15 protein-coding genes are annotated in these 15,395 nt (G+C 60.0%); 8 read left to right on the top strand and 7 right to left on the bottom strand.

The features are described 5' to 3' along the window. Positions 1–6: 6 nt before the first annotated feature. Positions 7–972: a threonine ammonia-lyase gene (locus ACTRWH_RS17505; RefSeq protein WP_136634077.1), complete on the top strand. Its 966-nt coding sequence runs from the start codon at positions 7–9 to the stop codon at positions 970–972. A gap of 18 nt (positions 973–990) precedes the next feature. Here the strand turns inward: ACTRWH_RS17505 and ACTRWH_RS17500 are convergent, their stop codons facing one another. The 5 genes from ACTRWH_RS17500 to ACTRWH_RS17480 form a co-directional block, all read right to left on the bottom strand. Beyond that, a complete protein-coding gene (locus ACTRWH_RS17500) occupies positions 991–1,764 on the bottom strand; it encodes an SDR family NAD(P)-dependent oxidoreductase (protein WP_462826686.1) in 774 nt (257 codons plus the stop codon). 29 nt (positions 1,765–1,793) lie between these two features. Then, on the bottom strand, positions 1,794–2,942 hold the full coding sequence (locus ACTRWH_RS17495) for an acyl-CoA dehydrogenase family protein (RefSeq protein WP_462826685.1): 1,149 nt from the start codon (positions 2,940–2,942) through the stop codon (positions 1,794–1,796). A gap of 12 nt (positions 2,943–2,954) precedes the next feature. Beyond that, complete coding sequence (locus tag ACTRWH_RS17490; protein ID WP_091644066.1) at positions 2,955–4,142, bottom strand: acyl-CoA dehydrogenase family protein; 1,188 nt, start codon at positions 4,140–4,142, stop codon at positions 2,955–2,957. A gap of 442 nt (positions 4,143–4,584) precedes the next feature. Further along, entirely contained in the window at positions 4,585–5,766 is a 1,182-nt protein-coding gene (locus ACTRWH_RS17485; protein WP_349379866.1) for an acetyl-CoA C-acyltransferase, read from the bottom strand. Between the two features lie 72 nt (positions 5,767–5,838). After that, the gene (locus ACTRWH_RS17480) at positions 5,839–7,935 is read right to left on the bottom strand and encodes a 3-hydroxyacyl-CoA dehydrogenase NAD-binding domain-containing protein (RefSeq protein ID WP_462826684.1); all 2,097 of its coding nucleotides are present in this window, start codon (positions 7,933–7,935) and stop codon (positions 5,839–5,841) included. A 190-nt stretch (positions 7,936–8,125) separates the two neighbouring features. On the opposite strand from ACTRWH_RS17480, the gene ACTRWH_RS17475 reads away from it, so the two are divergent. Both ACTRWH_RS17475 and ACTRWH_RS17470 read left to right on the top strand, forming a co-directional pair. Continuing rightward, on the top strand, positions 8,126–8,746 hold the full coding sequence (locus tag ACTRWH_RS17475) for a TetR/AcrR family transcriptional regulator (RefSeq protein ID WP_036211544.1): 621 nt from the start codon (positions 8,126–8,128) through the stop codon (positions 8,744–8,746). Beyond that, a complete protein-coding gene (locus ACTRWH_RS17470; RefSeq protein WP_350035169.1) occupies positions 8,736–9,554 on the top strand; it encodes a hypothetical protein in 819 nt (272 codons plus the stop codon). Before ACTRWH_RS17475 ends, ACTRWH_RS17470 begins: the two co-directional genes overlap by 11 nt. 4 nt (positions 9,555–9,558) lie before the next feature. Here the strand turns inward: ACTRWH_RS17470 and ACTRWH_RS17465 are convergent, their stop codons facing one another. Further along, positions 9,559–10,431 (bottom strand): alpha/beta fold hydrolase, encoded by an 873-nt coding sequence (locus ACTRWH_RS17465; protein WP_041332957.1) that lies wholly within the window; start codon positions 10,429–10,431, stop codon positions 9,559–9,561. 66 nt (positions 10,432–10,497) lie between these two features. Then, positions 10,498–11,406, bottom strand: coding sequence for an alpha/beta hydrolase (locus tag ACTRWH_RS17460; RefSeq protein ID WP_041332959.1), 909 nt, complete (start codon positions 11,404–11,406; stop codon positions 10,498–10,500). 110 nt (positions 11,407–11,516) lie between these two features. Between ACTRWH_RS17460 and ACTRWH_RS17455 the strand changes: the two genes are divergently transcribed. The 5 genes from ACTRWH_RS17455 (at position 11,517) to ACTRWH_RS17435 (ending at position 15,388) form a co-directional block, all read left to right on the top strand. Next, positions 11,517–12,521, top strand: coding sequence for a GlxA family transcriptional regulator (locus ACTRWH_RS17455; protein WP_041332961.1), 1,005 nt, complete (start codon positions 11,517–11,519; stop codon positions 12,519–12,521). Positions 12,522–12,556: 35 nt separating this feature from the next. Further along, on the top strand, positions 12,557–13,504 hold the full coding sequence (gene rluF, locus ACTRWH_RS17450; RefSeq protein WP_041332963.1) for a 23S rRNA pseudouridine(2604) synthase RluF: 948 nt from the start codon (positions 12,557–12,559) through the stop codon (positions 13,502–13,504). Positions 13,505–13,583: 79 nt separating this feature from the next. Continuing rightward, entirely contained in the window at positions 13,584–14,216 is a 633-nt protein-coding gene (locus tag ACTRWH_RS17445; protein ID WP_036211528.1) for a MarC family protein, read from the top strand. Continuing rightward, on the top strand, positions 14,216–14,770 hold the full coding sequence (locus tag ACTRWH_RS17440) for a gamma-glutamylcyclotransferase (protein WP_036211525.1): 555 nt from the start codon (positions 14,216–14,218) through the stop codon (positions 14,768–14,770). The genes ACTRWH_RS17445 and ACTRWH_RS17440 overlap by 1 nt, the downstream gene beginning before the upstream one ends. 183 nt (positions 14,771–14,953) lie before the next feature. Next, entirely contained in the window at positions 14,954–15,388 is a 435-nt protein-coding gene (locus ACTRWH_RS17435) for a hypothetical protein (protein WP_136634067.1), read from the top strand. Positions 15,389–15,395: the final 7 nt, after the last annotated feature.

The raw sequence follows: 15,395 nt of genomic DNA, 5'->3' as shown, positions 1-15,395 counted from the left end.
CGCACCATGACCAAACCAACCCTTCCTGACCTATCCCAAATTCAGGCAGCAGAGCAGCGCATTCGACCGAAGCTGGGCGAAACACCGCTCCTGACTGTGCCTGACCTGAACGCCGCAATCGGCCAGCCACTGGGTCTGAAATGCGAGAGTCTTCAGCGCACCGGCAGCTTCAAGGCCCGGGGTGCCCTGAACTGGCTGCTGACCGCCAGTGCTGACGAACTCAAGTCCGGCCTGGTGACGGTTTCCGCCGGGAATCATGCAATCGGCCTGGCCTGGGCGGCGGCCATGCAGGATGTTCCGCTCACGGTGGTGATGCCGGAAGGTTCCAGCCCGTTGAAGATTCACCGCACCCGGGCGCTGGGTGCCGAGGTTATTGTGCACGGTAATATTCAGCAAGCGGTGGCCCGGTGCCACGAATTACGGGACAACAGCGGGTTAACATTGGTCCACCCTTATAACGACGTTCGAATTATGGCCGGGCAAGGCACCGTTGGTCTGGAATTGCTGCGCCAGCAGCCGGATGTGGATCGGATACTGTGCCCCATCGGAGGCGGCGGTTTGATTTCCGGGCTGGGGCTGGCCATTAAGGCACAAAAGCCGGAGGTGGAACTGATCGGCGTGGAGCCGGAAGGCGCGGCCACCATGTTCAACGCCTGGCATAAGCAGGATGCCAGCGCCAGCCTCGACTCGGTGGATACCTGGGCCGCCAGCCTGGCACCGGCAGTGGTCGGTGACTGCACCTATGCCGCGTCCCGTCAGGTGGTGGACCAGATCGTGACGGTTACCGAGTCGGCTATCCGGGAAGCCACACGTCGCCTGCTGACTGAAGCCAGGCTCTATGTAGAGCCTGGTGCCAGTGTCGGGCTGGCGGCGTTATTGGAAAACCAGGTTGCGCCTGATCCGGACAGGGCCACGGTTCTGATTATTACTGGTGGTAACCTGGACCCGGAGCAGGTTAGTCAGTGCCTTTAACAGACGAGAGGGGCATGCTTAACTAACCAGCGTGCCGCCATCCACTGCCAGGCATTGCCCGGTAATGTGTCGTCCGGCTTCAGACGCCAGCAACACCGCTGCACCTTTCAGATCTTCTTCGCCACCAAAGCGCTTGAGCGGAATACGCTCAAGCATTTTGTCGCCTTGTGCATCCAACAGTCCCTGAGACATCTTGGACGGGAAGAAGCCTGGACAAAGCGCGTTCACATTGATGTTGTAATGACCCCATTCGGACGCCAGGGCGCGGGTGAAGTTCACCATGGCGCCCTTGCTGGTGTTGTAGGCGATGGTCTGCATGCCCTCCGGGTTGCCAGATAGCCCGGCAATGGAGGCGATATTGATCACCTTGCCGGTCTTGCGCGGGATCATGCAGCGCTTGCCGACGGTCTGGGTGAGGAAAAAGCTGGCGTTCACATTCAGGTTCATTACCTTCATCCAACCCTCGGGCGGATAGTCCTCCGCTGGGGCTCCCCAGGTGGCGCCGGCGTTGTTCACCAGAATATCGATGTCGCCGAGCTGCTCGATCACCTGATCCACCACCTTGGGAATACCGTCCAGATCGCCCAGATCGGCCGCGATGGTCACCACCGTCACGCCCTGGCTTTCCAGGTGTTCTTTGGCCGCATCCAGCTCGTGCTGTTTGCGGGCGCTGATGGCGATTTTCGCGCCCAGTTCACCAAGCGCCTCGGCCATTTGCAGTCCCAGGCCGCGGGAGCCGCCCGTGATGAAGGCGACTTTGCCGGACAGGTCCAGTAGTTGTTTTACACTCATAGTCGATTCCTTGTTATCAGTCCGTAGGTTCAGGCGCTGGCGGACAGTAGACCGTCGCTGACCTGGGCCAGATGATGATCCGCGTCGCCGAACAGCAGGTTGATGGTGGTCAGCCGCTTGAACAGGTGCGCCGCGAACATCTCGTCCGTCACGCCCATACCACCGTGCAGCTGAACACCTTCCTGGGCCACATAACGGGCACCCTGGCCGACCAGGGTTTTAGCCATGGACAGCGCGTTGCGGCGCTCGTCGGTGTCGTCGGAATCGGCGGTGTTGGCCGCCAGAATTGCCATGGATTTGGACTGCTCTGCCTGGATAAACATATCCGCCATCCGGTGTTGCAGCACCTGGAATTTGCCGATGGGGACGCCGAACTGTTTACGGGTTTTGATGTAGTCCAGCGTGGTTTCGTTCATGGCTTCCATGGCACCTACCGCTTCGGCACAGACCGCTGCAATGCCCAGATCGATGGCTTTCTCAATGTGCGGGAACGCTTGATCCAGCTCACCCAGCAGATTGTCGGCGCTGACGGCGACATTGGAGAAACTGATGTCTGCGATGCGGTAGCCGTCATGGGCGGCGTAGTCGTCAATTTTCACGCCTTTGGCATTGGCATCGATGACGAACAGGGACAGCCCGGCCTCGTCATTGGCGTTGCCGCTGGTGCGAGCGGAAACCACCAATTGGTCTGCCTGACCGCCATGAATGACGGCCGTTTTCTGGCCGCTGACCATAAAGTGGTCGCCGTCCTTGCGGGCAGTGGTCTGTACCTGGCTCAGGTTGTAGCGCGCGCCGGGTTCGTAATGTGCAAAGGCCATCTTGCGCTCGCCGGAAGCGATCGCCGTCAGGTACTCGTCTTTTTGGGAGTCGTTGCCCACATCACGAATCAGCCCGCCGGCTAGAACGACCGTAGCCAGATAGGGCTCAACCACGAGGCCGCGACCGAAGTTTTCCATCACCACTATGGTGTCGACGGCGTTGCCATCCAGGCCGCCAAAGGCTTCGGGGAAGGTGAACGCCAGCAGGCCCATATCTGCCAGGGCAGCCCAGGTGTTCGGGTCGGTGCCCTTGCCGGATTCGATGAAGGTGCTGCGCTTTTCAAAGCTGTACTCGTTGGTCACAAAGCGGCGCAACGAGTCGTTCAGCATTTGCTGTTCGTCGGTAAGATCGAAATTCATGTTTTCGCCTCCTTATAGACCAAGCACGAGCTGGGCAATGATGTTGCGCTGGATCTCGTTGGACCCGCCAAAGATCGACAGCTTGCGCATGTTGAAGTAATCGCCGGCCGCCGGGGTAGCATCGATGGACCCGGCACGGGGGCCGTTGTAGTCCAGTTCCAGGGCGTCCGGAATGTGCGCAATGGCATCCTGTCCGGTGGCTTCCATCAGCAGTTCAAACAGTTTTTGGCCGATCTCTGTGCCACGGATTTTCAAAATCGATGCCTGGGGGCCGGGGCCGCGCTTGTCGGTCAAAACCCGCAGCACGGTCAGCTCCAGCGCGCGCAGCTCAATATCCAGTTGCGCCAGACGATCGCGGAAACGGGTATTTTCGATCAGCGGCCGCTGGCCGTCCTGTTCCTCGTTGGCCACGACTTTCAGTCGCTTCATCAACGCTTTCCACTGCCCGACGTTCGCCAGGCCTGTGCGCTCATGGCCCAGCAGGAACTTGGCGTAGGTCCAGCCTTGGTTTTCTTCGCCGATCAGGTTTTCGGCGGGTACTTTGACGTTGTCGAAATAGACTTCGTTAATCTCGTGCTCGCCGTCCAGCATGATGATGGGCTTCACATCGATGCCGGGGTCGTTCATGTCGATCAGCAGGAAGGAGATGCCTTGCTGCGGCTTGCCTTCGTTGCTGGTGCGCACCAGGCAGAAGATCCAGTCGGCGTGCTGGCCAAGGGTGGTCCAGGTTTTCTGGCCGTTGACGATGTAGTGATCGCCTTCGCGCTTGGCGGAGCAGCGCAGGGATGCCAGATCGGAACCGGAACCGGGCTCTGAATAACCCTGACACCACCAGTCTTCGCCGCTGAGGATGCCCGGCAGGAAGCGCTTTTTCTGCTCGTCGTTACCAAAGGTCATGATCACCGGGGCGACCATGCGCAGGCCGAAGTCTAGCTGGCGTGGCGCACCGGCGAGGGCACACTCTTCTTCAAAGATGATCTGTTCAATCGGGCTCCAGCCCGGGCCGCCGAATTCTTCCGGCCAGGTGGAGGCGCCCCAGCCTTTTTCATACAGAATTTTCTGCCAGCGCTGGGTCATGTCTTTGTCGTGGCGCAGGCGTTTCTGAACGCGTTCGCGGATGTCGTCCGGGAGGTTGTCCTCCAGGAACTGGCGAACGTCGGCGCGGAAGGCCTCTTGTTCCGGGGTGTAATTCAGGTCCATGTTGCACCTCTTGTCTGGTGGCTGAGGTAGATGGTTTTTACTGTTGGAGCTGTCTGAAACTTTTACTGCCAGGTCTGAAACTTTGGTGTAGGCGTCGAATGGGTATCCCCTTTCAAAACACGCTCCTTCGGCCCATCCATGGGGCGCTTGGACTCCGCCATCCATGGCTCCGTACAGTTTTGAAAGGGGATACCCATCCGACGCTTCGAGTGTGTTCGTGCCTATTCACACAAATTGCTTCGTGCTGTCATGGTCCATTGTGGAACCGCATCACCTATTGGCCGCCGCACAAAATTATGGGCGGCTGTCGGGTAGGGGCATCCAAAACCGTGCGGAGCCATGGATGGCGGAGCTCGAGCGTCACATGGACGTGCCGAAGGAGCGAGTTTTGGATGCCCCTACCCGACAGGCGCTTCCCCCTTAGTCGAAGGCGAAAGAAGCCTTAGGCAACCTCAAATAAGCCGGCAGCACCCATGCCAGTGCCTACGCACATGGTGACGACCACGTATTTGACGCCACGGCGTTTACCTTCGATCAGAGCATGGCCGACCAGACGGGAGCCGGTGGTGCCGTAGGGGTGGCCTACGGCGATGGCGCCACCGTTGACGTTCAGGCGGTCCATGGGGATGCCAAGTTTGCGCTGACAGTACAGAACCTGAACGGCGAAGGCTTCGTTGAGTTCCCACAGGCCGATGTCGTCGACGGTCAGGCCGGCGCGCTTGAGCAGTTTGGGAACCGCGAAGACCGGGCCGATGCCCATTTCGTCTGGCTCACAGCCGGCGACAGCGAAACCACGGAAGATGCCCAGCGGAGTGGCGCCGCGCTGTTCGGCCACTTTGCTGTCCATCAGCACGCAGGCAGAGGCGCCGTCGGAGAACTGGCTGGCGTTGCCGGCGGTGACCACGCCGCCTTCCATTGCTGAGCGGATCTTGCTGACGCCTTCCAGGTTGGTGCCCGGGCGGATGCCTTCGTCCTGGCTGACGGTCACTTCCTGGCTGTTGAGCTGGCCGGTGGCTTTGTCAGCGACGCCCATGGTGGTGGTGATGGGCACGATTTCGTCATCGAACTTGCCGTCTTGGCGAGCCTGATCGGCCAGGTTCTGGCTGCGGACGCCGTATTCGTCCATGTCTTCTTTTTTGATGTCGTAGCGCTTGGCGACGGTTTCGGCGGTGTCCAGCATGGACCAGTAGAGCTCAGGCTTATTCTTCGCCAGCCAGGGTTCCATGAAGTAGTTCTGGTTGACGTTGGCCTGCACGGTGGAGATGGATTCCACGCCGCCGGCGACCATGACCGGTACTTTATCCACAGCAATGTGGTGCGCTGCCATGGCGATGGCCTGCAGGCCAGATGAACAGAAGCGGTTGATGGTGGCGCCGCCAACGGTAACCGGCAGGCCAGCACGGATGGCACCCATGCGGGCCACGTCGTTGCCGGTGGAGCCTTCCGGCAGGGCGCAGCCCATCAGCACGTCTTCGATTTCGTTGGGGTCGACTTTGGAGCGCTCGACTGCATGCTGAATGGCGTGGCCCGCAAGGGTCGCGCCGTGGGTCATGTTCAGGCCGCCGCGCCAGGATTTGGCCAGTGGGGTACGAGCCGTGCTTACGATGACAACATCATTAGACATAACAATTCTCCTTCGTTCGAAGCGCCTGTTGATCGATAAAGGGCAGGCGCCCCGAGGGTATTGGTGGACCGTTTATTTGGCGTCGAAACCTTTGCCTTCTTCGGCACGCTTGGCCAACAGGGCCGCCGGTTCCCAGAAGCCAGGCTGGGTGTGGCGGTCTTCGGTGAAGGCCTGCATGGCGCGCACCACGTTGGGCAGCCCGACTTCCTCGGCGTAGTGCATGGGGCCGCCGCGGAACACGGGGAAGCCGTAGCCGGTCAGGTACACCATGTCGATGTCGGAGGCCCGCTGAGCAATGCCTTCGTCCAGAATCTGCGCGCCTTCATTCACCAGGGCGTACACGCAACGCTCGACGATTTCCTGGTTGCTGATCTTGCGTGGTTTGATGCCCAGTTCAGCACGGACTTCGTCCACCACCTTGTCCACTTCCGGATCGTGCAGGGCGTTGCGGTTGCCTGGCTCGTAGCGATAGAAACCGGCGCCGGTCTTCTGGCCGTAGCGGCCCATTTCACAGATGCGGTCGGCCAGCACCATCTTCACCATGTCCGGGTTTTCCTCGTACTGGCGCTTGCGGATGGCCCAGCCGATATCGCCGCCGGCCAGGTCGGCCATGCGCAGCGGGCCCATGGCAAAGCCGAACTTCTCGATGGCCTTGTCGATCTGCTGCACGCTGGCGCCTTCTTCCAGCATCAGCAGGGCTTCGCGCTGGTACTGGTTGATCATGCGGTTACCGATAAAGCCGTCGCACACGCCGGAAACCACGGCGGTCTTCTTGATGGCCTTGGCCAGCTTCATGGCGGTGGCCAGCACGTCTTTGGCGGTTTTCTCGCCGCGCACTACTTCCAGCAGTTTCATGATGTTGGCCGGGCTGAAGAAGTGCAGGCCGATCACGTCTTCCGGGCGTTTGGTGAAGCTGGCGATCTTGTCCAGGTCCAACGTCGAGGTGTTGGAGGCCAGGATCGCGCCCTGTTTGCACACCTCGTCCAGTTTTTCGAAGACGGACTGTTTCACGCCCATTTCCTCGAACACCGCTTCGATTACCAGGTCGGCGTCTTTCAGATCGTCATAGCTCAGCGACGGCTTCACCAGGTCCATCTTGGCTTTGGCGTCGTCCTCGCTCATGCGGCCTTTCTTCACACGGCCTTCGTAGACTTTGCGAATGGCTTCCACGCCACGGTCCAGGCCTTCCTGTTTCATCTCAACCAGCGTCACCGGGATGCCGGCGTTCAGGAAGTTGATGCTAATGCCAGTACCCATGGTGCCGCCGCCGATCACGCCGACGGATTTAACGTCACGGGTTGGGGTGTCAGACGGCACGTCGGCAATCTTGCTGGTCAGGCGCTCGGAGAAGAACGCGTGACGCAGGGCGCGGGATTCTGGCGTTTGCATCAGGTTGACGAACGCTTCGCGCTCCACTTCCATGCCCTTGTCGAACGGCATGGTGACGGCGGCTTTCACGGCTTCGACGCACTTCAGCGGGGCCGGGTAGTTCTTGGCCATGGCACCCACGGTGTTCTGGGTGAACATGAAGAAGCCTTCCGGGTTCGGGTGCTTGGCTTTCAGGTCGCGCACTTTTTTCAGTGGAAGGTTCTCGCTGACCACCTTGGTGGCGTAGGCAATGGCCGCGTCCAGCAATTCGCCGTCGATAATCTCATCGAACAGGGCGCTGCCCTTGAACTGTTTGGCAGGTACGACGCTGCCGGAGACGATCATATTTACAGCGTGCTCAGCTCCGATGACTCGTGGCAGGCGTTGAGTACCGCCGGCGCCTGGCAGCAGGCCCAATTTTACTTCCGGCAGGGCGATTTGCGCGTCCGGCTTGGCGATGCGGTAGTGGCAACCCAGGGCCAGTTCCAGTCCGCCGCCCATGCAGGCGCCGCTGATGGCCGCGATCACCGGCTTGCGGCTGCTTTCCACGTAGTTGACTACCGTGTTCAGGTTGGGTTCGGCAAAGGCTTTGGGAGAGCCGAACTCGCTGATGTCGGCGCCGCCGGAGAAGGCACGGTCGGAGCCGATCAGTACCACGGCTTTCACTGCATCATCGGCTTCTGCCTGCTGGATACCGTTAACAATACCCCGGCGGAGTTCAAGGCCCAAGCCATTGACGGGCGGGTTGTCGAGTCGGATGACGGCGATGTTGCCGTTCACATCGTAATGGGCAGTACTCATGTAGCAGCTCCCTGATACTGGCATTGGATAGTAGGCGGTGTACGGAAGACCTGTTGAATTATCCATACACTGGTGTATTGTTTGTCCATACACTAATGTATGTTTTGGGCGGGGTCAACGCTTTCAAACATGGCTCCGCTGTTGATGTAGAATTCACACCCAACAGCCAGTAGCAGGACCAGATTCCACCATGACGGATGCCAAACCTCAGAAACGCCGCAGCCGCAAGACGCCGGAAAAAGCGCAGTTGACCCGCGACGACTGGCTGGATGCGGCCGCCGGCGAGGTTGCAGCCGGTGGTTTCAGCAACCTGAGGGTGCTGACCCTGGCAAAAAAGCTCGGTGTGACCCGTGGCAGTTTTTACTGGCACTTCAAGGACCACGAAGACCTGGTGGTGCGTTTCCTCAACCGCTGGCGGGACCGGCGTCTGCACGAGCTTCAGTACTGGAAACCCAAGGGTGGGGATGTCGAAACCGAATTGCGGCAAATTCTGGAACTGTTGCTCACGGATGCGTCCCGTAATATCCGTCGCCTGCAGGTGGAGCTGGCGGTGCGGGATTTTGCCCGCAGAAATGACTACGCGGCTGATCTGGTCACGCAGGTGGACGAAGCGCGCATCAACCAGAACTGCGAGCTATATGAACGGCTGAGCAGCGATCCCCAGCGCATTCGCGATCTGTCGCTGCTGATGTACGTGGCCACCATCGGCTCCCAGGTGGTGCTTACGGGGAAGAAGGGCGATGCTGAAACCATACGCCGGGTGGAAGACTTGATGGCGCGCGTGGCGTTGGGGCAGCGTGATGACGGTTAGATGGCTGGCCCTGGTCCTGCTTGCTCTCTGTGCCGGCGCCGTTCATGCAGCCGGAGATGAATGTATGGACGGCGCCACCACTGAACTGGAACGGATGTATTGTCGCGTAGTGAGCGAAGGGCTTGGCGGGGGCTTGCCGTCCCCCACGGATTTCAAGCGCAACGATCCGCAGGTGCAGGCATTGCTTCTGCGGCGCCCTGCCGGGCGACTGGGCCTGGAAGTGCCTGAGCCGGGTGCTCCCGCGCAAGCCGACTCCAGCCCCGGATCGTCTGGCGCGGAACCGGAACCCGTTCGAACCGGGTCTGAAGAAGACCCGCCGCAAAGCGGGTTGCTTTCGGATTGCCAACTGGAAGGCCAGCGCATTGCCTGTCCTCGGCAGCGCTATGATCTGGTCTCAAACCAGCCCAACAGCCAGCTGGCGGAAGGGGCCCTGGCGGAGGATAACCGCCTTGGTCTGCGTCCGTTCGAGGGCAACCGCGATGATTCAGAGGCCGTGCGCCGATACCTCTCCGAGGCCTACGACCGCTACATCCCCAAGATGGTGGACATCGGCCTGGGCGCCAACACCATGAGCTTCACGGCGTTCCACAACGCCTTTCACACCATTGAGGATGGCGGCGTCGACTTTGCCCGGCGTATGGAGCAGACCTTCACCCTGCTCAAGCAGGACAAGAAGAATCTGGCGGTCAAGGCCCGTTACCACAACGAGCTTCCGCAGGACCTGTCCCTGTGCACGGTGATCAACCGCGAGATCGTGGTGTGTGACAACGTCGGCACCAACTGGGTGTACGTCAGCCCGTCGAGGTAATAGCTCAGGCTGTGTCCAGGAAATCGTTGAGATACCCGGCGACGGCTTCGGGTTGCTCTTCCTGCAGGAAGTGGCCAGCCTCCACCTCCTTCACTCGCAGGTCTGCGAAGCATTCCTCAATATGATTGAGGTACTCCGGAATGATCACCTTGTCCTTGTTGCCGTAGATATACAGGGCGGGCATGGGCCACGTATGGTCTGCCGTGGTGGCCCAGCGTTTGGCGTCTTCGTGGAAGGTGCGGTAGTAATTGGAGCTGGTACCCGGCGTTCCCGGAATCCGGAAGGTGCGCACGTATTCGTCGAATGCGTCCCGTGGAAACGGGTCGCGGTTCCAGGTGCGCAGGAAATGCCCCAGCCAGGTCTCTTCGGCGCCCGGAATCATCGCTTCAGGCAGGCCTGGCGTCTGCATGAAGTGCTGATACCAGTAGGCTGCACCGCTGCTGGCGCGGACCTTCTCGATCACTTCCTGGTTGCCCTTGAGGTTGTTGATGATGGCGATGTTCATGATCACCAACCTTTGCACCCGGTCGGGAATGGCCAGTGCGACTTCCTGGGCGACGATGCCGCCCCAGTCGTGGCCCACCAGCTGAAACTCGTCAATACCAAGCTGGTCCAGCAGGCTGATCACATCCTGTGCCATTTCCTGCTTGCGGTAGTGTTCGATGTCCGGGCTGCGTTCACTGTCGCCCAGTCCTCTCAGGTCGGGGGCGATGATGCGAAAACCCGCCTTCAGATACGCTGCCACGTGCTCCCAGCAGTAGGAGCTCTCCGGCCAGCCGTGGATCATCACCAACGCCTTGCCACCGGGTGCCCCGCCTTCTCGCCAGGCGAAGCGTCCCCGGGGCGTTTGTCGCTGTTTTGGTTCAGACAGGTGCATGGCTGGGCTCCGTGAATGCGAATGGTACTGCTGCCAGACCATAAACGGACTGACGCAATCGCGCAATCAGAGGGTGTCCACCGGCCTGCCCAGATCCCGAAGCACCGTGTCCACAACCATGGGGCTCCATAGCAGGCGGTGGTGGCCCAGGCCACGGGTGCGGAGCACGTTGGCGTTTTCCCAGTTGTTGAAAACCCGTTCGCTTTCGTCTGGCGAGATGGAGGTGTCATCGTCATCAATGACCATCAAGCCCCGCTGGGTGAGGGTCCGTGACAGGGCTTCCAGGTCCAGTTGCTCCCAGACGGATTTGCCGAAACGCTCCTCCATCAATTGCAGATGCACCGCCAGAACGTCCTGGCTCAGGCCGAGTTGACGGCCCAGGTTATCCATCACCGCCGTGAGGCTGACAGGGGGCGCCAGCATGACCAGATAATCAGGCTTAAGGCCGTCCGCGATTGCGCGGGCAGCGGCAATGCAGCCAATGGAATGGGCCAGCACCCCGTGGACTCGGCCGACGCTGGCCGCCACCCTGGCAACGACTTCGGCCATTTCGAACAGGTTGGTGCTCTCGCCCTGGGCACGGCCGTGGGCGGGGGCGTCGAACAGCACCACGCGATAGCCGGCTTCCACCAGCGGGTTGACCCAGGCGCCGAACTGGATGCCGGCACCGGCCCAGCCGTGAACGCCCAGAATCACAGGCCCCTGGCCCCAGGAATACACCGGAATGGTCCGAGCGCCGTGCTGCAGCTGGGTATAGCTGTCAGCATTGTCCAGCAGGTATTCATAGCGGGATGGCATGGGCAGGCGCGAGGGCCTGAACGCCATGCGGTTAACCAGCCGGCCGGCTTTCTCAGGGGCCATTCGACCGTAGAGTTGAAGTGCCAGGCGGATGGGCGAAAACCCCTTCGGGCCTTCAACCTTGTGGGTTGTCGGTCGCTCGAAGATCACTGATTGAGTGTTCAGTTGTGAGGTCATGGTGAAAGTCCTTCTTCCAGTGGTAGTGGATGACAGGTTCAGGTTAGGGCTTGCGGGTTGCCAGCAGGAGTGTCATATTTGACATATAAAGTGCTGAAAGGGTCATTTCCATGTTCAATGTTGCCATTGTTGCCTTTCCCAACTGCCATGCCTCCGGTGTGCACGGCATCATGGATTTCTTCACCGTTGCCAACTTCTGCGGCCGCGCTCCGGCTGGCCGCAGCGAGCCCCTGTTTAATTGCCAGGTGGTGACGGTGGACGACCAGCCAGTCCGCGGGTACAGCGGTGCGGTGGTGACGCCAACCTGCAAGCGTGGGGATTTCGAGCCGGACCTGATCGTGGTGGGCTCCTCGGTGGAAGCCGCCGTGGGCGCGGAACGGCTGGAGAAGACGCTCGCACCCTCAAGACCGCTTTACGGCTGGTTGCGGGAAGGCCTGGAGAGGGGCGCCGTGCTGGCGAGCGTCTGCACCGGCAGTTTCGTACTGGCGGAGGCGGGTTTGCTGGACGACCAGGTTGCCACCACCCACTGGCGGGCAGCGCCGCTGTTCCGTGCCCGCTATCCGCACCTGCGCCTGGAGGAAGACCAGTTGCTGGTGGATAACGGCCGCATCATCTGTGCCGGCGGCGCCACTGCGTTTGTGGATCTGTGTAGTTACCTGGTGGAGCGCTTCTCGTCACCGGCGGTTGCCCTGGCCTGCAGCAAGATGCTGGTGCTGGACGGCCGCCGGGCGGAGCAAACGCCCTACATGGCCTTCTACAGCCAGAAAGCCCATCAGGATGACGCTATCCGCAAGGCACAGTCCTGGCTTGAACAGCACTACGCCGATGCACTGACCATCGACGAAGTGGCTGCCGTAGCGGGCCTCGGCACCCGCACCTTCAAGCGTCGTTTCAAGGAAGCCACTGGCGAAACCCCGATCGGCTACCTGCAGCATCTGCGGATCGAGGCGGCCAAGCACCTGCTGGAATCCAGCCGCGAACAGACTGCACGCATCATCTGGAGTGTGGGTTACGAAGATGCCAGTTCGTTCCGGAGGCTGTTTAAACGCACGGTAGGCTGTACCATGGAGCAATACCGCAAGCGTTTCAGCTATGTATCCCCAAAAGTGGCCTGATGCCCCGACGATCCCCGACCGAAGACAGGACTCCCATGCCCGGCAAAAACTCCACCCGCCTCAACAAATACATCAGCGAGAGTGGCATGTGTTCCCGGCGGGAGGCCGACCGCTATATCGAGAACGGCAACGTTGCCATTAATGGCAAGGCGGCCCAGGTGGGTGATCAGGTGCTGCCCGGCGACAAGGTCACGGTGAACGGCCAGTTGATCGAGCCGCGAGACGAAGAGGACCTGATCTTTATCGCCCTCAACAAGCCCGTGGGCGTGGTCAGCACCACCGACCCGGCGGAGCGCCGTAACATCGTCAACCATGTGGGCCATGGTGAGCGGATCTTCCCCATTGGCCGACTGGACAAGGACTCCCAGGGGCTGATTTTCCTCACCAGCAATGGCGATCTGGTGAACAAAATCCTGCGCGCGGGCAACAACCACGAGAAGGAATACCTGGTCACCGTCAACAAGCCGGTGACCGCAGAATTCGTGCAGGGTATGAGCGCCGGGGTACCGATACTGGGCACGGTCACCAAACGCTGCCAGGTCGAAAAGGTGTCCCGTTTCGTGTTCCGTATTACCCTGGTTCAGGGTCTGAACCGACAGATTCGTCGCATGTGCGAGTTCTTTGATTACGAGGTCACGAAGCTCGAGCGTGTGCGCATCATGAATATCAGCCTCAAAGGACTATCAGTCGGAGAGTGGCGGGATCTGGGGCCGAAGGAGCTGGCCGGGTTGTTTGACATGATCCGCGATTCGTCCTCGGAAGTGAGCTCCGATACCCGTAGCGAAACGAAAAAGCCGGCGAGCAAGCGGCCTGGCAAAAAGCCCGGGACATCGCCATCGGGACCGCGTGGAAAGGGCGCAAAGGCAGGACAGTCCGGTAGGCCAGGAAAGCCCGCTGGAAAACACGGCAAACCCTCGCGCCCGGGAAAACCCGGCAAGCCAGGAAAGCCACGCAAACCCAGGCAAAGCAGCGTTAAGCGCTAGGATACGTTCACTTCCGTACGGCACGAAGGCGCCACTGTCGCTATGCTATACCGTTTTTACCCCTGACCGGATATTCTGAATGTTTGAAGCGTTTATCAGTACCTACATCAGCAGCACGATCCGCTTTATGTTCCTGCTGGCGCCGTTTTTCGTGGTCACTATGTTTCTGGCGTTAACCCGGGGGCTGCCGGCGTCTGAAAAGCGTTCGATCATCCGCCGTTCCACCGTATCCGCAATGATTCTGGGGTTGGTACTGTTCTTTGCCGGGCCACTGCTGTTCAGTGCCATTGGCATTACCCTGAACTCGTTCCGGATCGGTGCCGGCAGCCTGCTGTTCCTGACCGCCATCAGCCTGGTCACCAGTGGTACCCGCAACCACGCCACGGGGTTGCCGGATGAAGACCGCGATGACATTGCCGTGGTGCCACTGGCCATTCCGGTGATGATTGGCCCCGCCACCATCGGTGCGATCCTGGTTTACGGTGCCGAGCTGAACGCTGTGCCGGAAGTGGCCGGAGGGCTTCTGGGGCTGGTGTCGGGGCTGGTTATCCTGGCGGTTCTACTGCACTTGTCCGGATACCTGGAAAAGGCGCTGGGTAAGACCGGGCTGAACATACTCTCCAAGATCAGCGGCCTGATTCTGTCTGCCATGGCGGCGGAAATTGTATTAACGGGCATCGCTGGATTTATTGCTTCCACGTCGGCCTCCTGATGTCTTTCGATACCGTAGCGCACAATCGCAGTCGCCAGCAGTTTGACGGAGTGTCCTCCGTGTGGCTGTTCGGCTATGGCTCGCTGATCTACAAGGTGGACTTCCCCTTCCTTGAGCAGCAGCCGGCGACGATTGAAGGCTGGGCCCGGCGTTTCTGGCAGGGCTCCCATGATCATCGCGGTACTCCGGAGGCTCCCGGGCGTGTGGTCACGCTGGTTAGCCAGCCTGGTGCGACATGCAAGGGCATGGCCTATCGGGTATCACCGGACGTGTTTGAGCACCTGGATGTACGTGAGAAGAACGGCTACCTGCGCTTCAGCACGACCATGACATTTGATGACGGTAGCAATGCGGAAGGCCTTGTTTATATTGCCACCGAGGACAACGCCGCTTTTCTGGGGCCCGCTTCGACGCTCGACATCGCCAGCCAGATTGCGCGTTCGTCCGGGCCGAGTGGCCCTAACAGCGAGTATCTGCTGAAGCTGGCGGACGCTTTGCGTACGCTGGGTGATCATGATCCCCACGTGTTTGAGCTGGAATCCCACCTGCGTTGATTCTGTCGTGACGGTCAGCCGGCCACGGCAACTGTAAAGACTGTCCGCGCCTGCGTAAAAGAAGTGCAAAGCCGCCGCCGATCGCCTGACTTTCCCCGGAAGTTCCGTACTCTGAAATTAGGGAGCAGCCACAGAGTGTTCGTGGATGCTAATCCGGGATCTGAAAAGATCGGGAGAAGAACGATGAAAGCATTTCTGATTGGCAGTTGTCTTGTTGGCCTGATAATGGCCACCAGCCCGGCTGTGGCAGATTCTGACAGGCGGGAGAACCACAGGGCAGGGTTCCACCAGAAAGTGGACCACGACAGGGGCATACCCCACCACAAGAAGCTTCTGTCATCCCGGCACCGCGATGCGGATGCACACCACGGCCACCGGGATCGCAAGTATGGCTGGAAAAACAAGGCTCACAACCGACACAAACACGGTTGGAAGCATAAGAAGTACCACCAGAAAAGGCATGGTTACCAGGGCCACAAGCGCCATTGGAACAAACACCGTCACCATTACCGGGATGATCGTGGCACCCGTTTCCGGTTCTACTACAACAACGGCACCTACCCTATGGAGTATCAGGTGCTGCAGGGCGCTCAGCTACTGATTGACGTAACTCGTTGATTGCTTG

It is taken from the genome of Marinobacter sp. G5_S1_61_S3, from assembly GCF_054968585.1.
Note: the sequence above shows the minus strand (reverse complement) of the source record. Positions and strands in the feature narration are given on the sequence as shown.

Bases quoted from the DNA above. Each gene is read 5' to 3' on its own strand.
- ACTRWH_RS17505 (WP_136634077.1), top strand. From the start codon at position 7: ATGACCAAACCAACCCTTCCTGACCTATCCCAAATTCAGGCAGCAGAG.
- ACTRWH_RS17440 (WP_036211525.1), top strand. From the start codon at position 14,216: ATGTCTTTCGATACCGTAGCGCACAATCGCAGTCGCCAGCAGTTTGAC.
- ACTRWH_RS17460 (WP_041332959.1), bottom strand. From the start codon at position 11,406: ATGACCTCACAACTGAACACTCAATCAGTGATCTTCGAGCGACCGACA.
- ACTRWH_RS17445 (WP_036211528.1), top strand. From the start codon at position 13,584: ATGTTTGAAGCGTTTATCAGTACCTACATCAGCAGCACGATCCGCTTT.
- ACTRWH_RS17490 (WP_091644066.1), bottom strand. From the start codon at position 4,142: ATGGACCTGAATTACACCCCGGAACAAGAGGCCTTCCGCGCCGACGTT.
- ACTRWH_RS17495 (WP_462826685.1), bottom strand. From the start codon at position 2,942: ATGAATTTCGATCTTACCGACGAACAGCAAATGCTGAACGACTCGTTG.
- ACTRWH_RS17470 (WP_350035169.1), top strand. From the start codon at position 8,736: ATGACGGTTAGATGGCTGGCCCTGGTCCTGCTTGCTCTCTGTGCCGGC.
- ACTRWH_RS17455 (WP_041332961.1), top strand. From the start codon at position 11,517: ATGTTCAATGTTGCCATTGTTGCCTTTCCCAACTGCCATGCCTCCGGT.
- ACTRWH_RS17485 (WP_349379866.1), bottom strand. From the start codon at position 5,766: ATGTCTAATGATGTTGTCATCGTAAGCACGGCTCGTACCCCACTGGCC.
- ACTRWH_RS17480 (WP_462826684.1), bottom strand. From the start codon at position 7,935: ATGAGTACTGCCCATTACGATGTGAACGGCAACATCGCCGTCATCCGA.
- ACTRWH_RS17500 (WP_462826686.1), bottom strand. From the start codon at position 1,764: ATGAGTGTAAAACAACTACTGGACCTGTCCGGCAAAGTCGCCTTCATC.
- ACTRWH_RS17475 (WP_036211544.1), top strand. From the start codon at position 8,126: ATGACGGATGCCAAACCTCAGAAACGCCGCAGCCGCAAGACGCCGGAA.
- ACTRWH_RS17435 (WP_136634067.1), top strand. From the start codon at position 14,954: ATGAAAGCATTTCTGATTGGCAGTTGTCTTGTTGGCCTGATAATGGCC.
- ACTRWH_RS17465 (WP_041332957.1), bottom strand. From the start codon at position 10,431: ATGCACCTGTCTGAACCAAAACAGCGACAAACGCCCCGGGGACGCTTC.
- rluF (WP_041332963.1), top strand. From the start codon at position 12,557: ATGCCCGGCAAAAACTCCACCCGCCTCAACAAATACATCAGCGAGAGT.